Annotated in this window: 2 protein-coding genes; both read left to right on the forward strand. The window is 76.1% G+C overall.

What is annotated here, in order from left to right:
* The first annotated feature begins 186 nt into the window (after positions 1 to 186).
* Positions 187 to 1,761 (forward strand): PP2C family protein-serine/threonine phosphatase, encoded by a 1,575-nt coding sequence (locus tag KUM32_RS30770; RefSeq protein WP_374227576.1) that lies wholly within the window; start codon positions 187 to 189, stop codon positions 1,759 to 1,761.
* 27 nt (positions 1,762 to 1,788) lie between these two features.
* Positions 1,789 to 2,836: radical SAM family heme chaperone HemW (gene hemW, locus KUM32_RS30775; RefSeq protein ID WP_254406387.1), on the forward strand; the 1,048-nt coding region annotated here is incomplete at its 3' end.

A 2,836-nucleotide genomic window follows, 5' to 3' on the forward strand; every position in this document is an offset into this window, starting at 1 on the left:
GGCGGGGCCGATGGGATCGGTGGGACTGACGGGCCACTTCGGTCTGACGGGCCGCTTCGGTCTGGCGAGACTGACGGGTCCCAAGGGCCCGGCGGATCCGAAGCGCCGCTTCGGACGGGAGGGCCGGGAGGGACGGGAGGGCCGGACAGCCCGGCAGTCCCCGGCCGCCCGGCCGATGTCCGACGCGTGGCAGACGTCGGGCACGCGGCAGACGCCGACCGCCCGACGGACCCCGGGCACGCGGCAGCCCCTGGGCACGCGGCAGCCCCCGGGCACGCGACAGCCCCTTGGCACGTGGCAGACCCCGGCCGCCCGGCGCACCCCGGGCGTGCTCCGGGTCCCGGGTCATGGGACCTCCCGCCCTGGCCGGACTGGCGGGACCACACGGCCGGGGGCGGCCCCTGGAACGACCCGGCCGGGGTCCGGCGGCGCGGGGTCCGCGACCGGGAGTGGCTCGGCCGTGGCGCCCTGTCCTTCCTCGCCGAGGCCTCCGACCTCCTCGCCGGGCAACTCGACGAGGACCTGGTCGCCTCGCTCACCGGACAGCTGATCGTGCCGCGTCTGGCCGACTGGTGCGGCGTCTGGCTGGAGGACGAGTCCCTGGCCCGGGGCGCCTGGAGCGACGACCCCCACGCGGCCGTGGGAGCACGGCTGGCCCGCGTCTGGCACGCCAGCGAGAGCCGCGTCGAGGACCTGCGCCGGGTCCTGGAGAAGGAACCGCCCCGCCCCCGCGAACCGTGGCGCTCCGGTCCCGTCCCCCACCCCTGGCCCGGCGAGGCACTCGGCCCGCGGGACGCGCACGGCGCCGCCCTCGCCTACCGCCTGGTCGCCGGCGGCAGGCCGCTGGGCACCCTGGTCATCGGGCGGTCCGGCGTCCCCTGTTTCCCCGAGGAGATCAGCGGCCTCGTCGAGGATCTCAGCCGCCGGGTGGCGCTCGCCATCGGCGCCGCCCGCCAGTACGCCCGGCAGGCCACGATCAGCGCCGTCCTCCAGCGCGGCCTGCTGCCCGGCGCCGTCGCCGAGATCCCCGGCGTGCGCAGCGCCCTCGTCTACGAACCGTGCGACAAGGGCGGCCCCAGCGGCGACTTCTACGACCTCTTCCCGGCCGGCGACGGCCGCTGGTGCTTCACCGTCGGCGATGTCCAGGGCAAGGGCCCCGAGGCCGCCGTCGTCATCGGGCTGGCCCGGCCCTGGCTGCGGCTGCTGGCCCGCGAGCAGTACGGGGTCCCCGACGTCCTCGACCGTCTCAACCAGCTCCTCCTCGACGACGCCACGGAGGCGGCGGACGCCGCCGCGCGCGCCCTGGTCGCCGTCGGCGGCCGTCCGGTTGCCCCGGGCGACGGACCGCAGACCCGCTTCCTGTCCCTGCTCTACGGCGAACTCGTCCCCTTCGACGGCGGCGTCCGCTGCACCCTCGCCTCCGCCGGGCATCCGCTGCCCCTCCTCCTCTCACCCGACGGCACCGTCCGCGCGGTCGCGCAGCCGCAGACCCTCCTCGGAGTCATCGAGGACGCGACGTACACCAGCGAGACCTTCGAGCTGCGGTCCGGCGACACCCTGCTGTGCGTCACGGACGGCGTCACCGAGCGGCGCAGCGGCTCCCGCCAGTTCGACGACGGGGACGGGCTCGCCGCGGCGCTCGCCGGGTGTGCGGGGCTGGACGCCGAGCTGGTCGCCGAGCGCATCACGCGACTGGTGCACGGGTTCGGGCCCCGGCCCCCGGAGGACGACCTGGCGCTGCTGGTGCTGCAAGCGGAGTAACCGCGGCCGTACGGGACAATGGAACGCATGCCCTCCGCACTCCCCGACGGCGAACCCGTCCCCGCCGACGGCGCCCTGCCCGCGCCCGCGCTCGCCGGGGCCGCCGACCGCCCCCTCGGCTTCTACCTGCACGTCCCGTACTGCGCGACCCGCTGCGGCTACTGCGACTTCAACACCTACACCGCCACCGAGCTGCGCGGCACCGGCGGCGTCCTCGCCTCCCGGGACAACTACGCCGAGACGCTCGTCGACGAGGTCCGCCTGGCCCGCAAGGTGCTCGGCGACGACCCCCGCGAGGTCCGCACGGTCTTCGTCGGCGGCGGTACGCCCACCCTGCTGGCCGCCGGCGACCTGGTGCGGATGCTGCGCGCGATCCGCGACGAGTTCGGCCTCGCGGCCGACGCGGAGGTGACGACGGAGGCCAACCCCGAGTCGGTCGACCCGGCGTACCTCGCCACCCTGCGCGAGGGCGGCTTCAACCGGATCTCCTTCGGCATGCAGAGCGCGAGGCAGCACGTGCTGAAGGTGCTGGACCGCACCCACACGCCGGGCCGCCCGGAGGCCTGCGTCGCCGAGGCCCGCGCGGCGGGCTTCGACCACGTCAACCTGGACCTGATCTACGGCACCCCCGGTGAGTCCGACGACGACTGGCGTGCCTCCCTCGACGCCGCGCTCGGCGCCGGACCCGACCACGTCTCGGCGTACGCCCTGATCGTGGAGGAGGGCACCCGGCTCGCGCGGCGCATCCGGCGCGGGGAGGTGCCCATGACCGACGACGACGTGCACGCCGACCGGTACCTGATCGCCGAGGAGACGCTGTCGGCGGCGGGCTTCGACTGGTACGAGGTGTCGAACTGGGCCACGTCCGACGCGGGGCGCTGCCTGCACAACGAGCTGTACTGGCGCGGCGCCGACTGGTGGGGCGCGGGGCCGGGAGCCCACTCCCACGTGGGTGGGGTGCGGTGGTGGAACGTGAAGCATCCGGGGGCGTACGCCGGGGCACTGGCGGCGGGGAAGTCGCCGGGGGCCGGGCGGGAGGTCCTGACGGCCGAGGACCGCCGGGTGGAGCGCGTCC

The sequence above is a fragment of the Streptomyces sp. AC627_RSS907 genome (genome assembly GCF_019049165.1).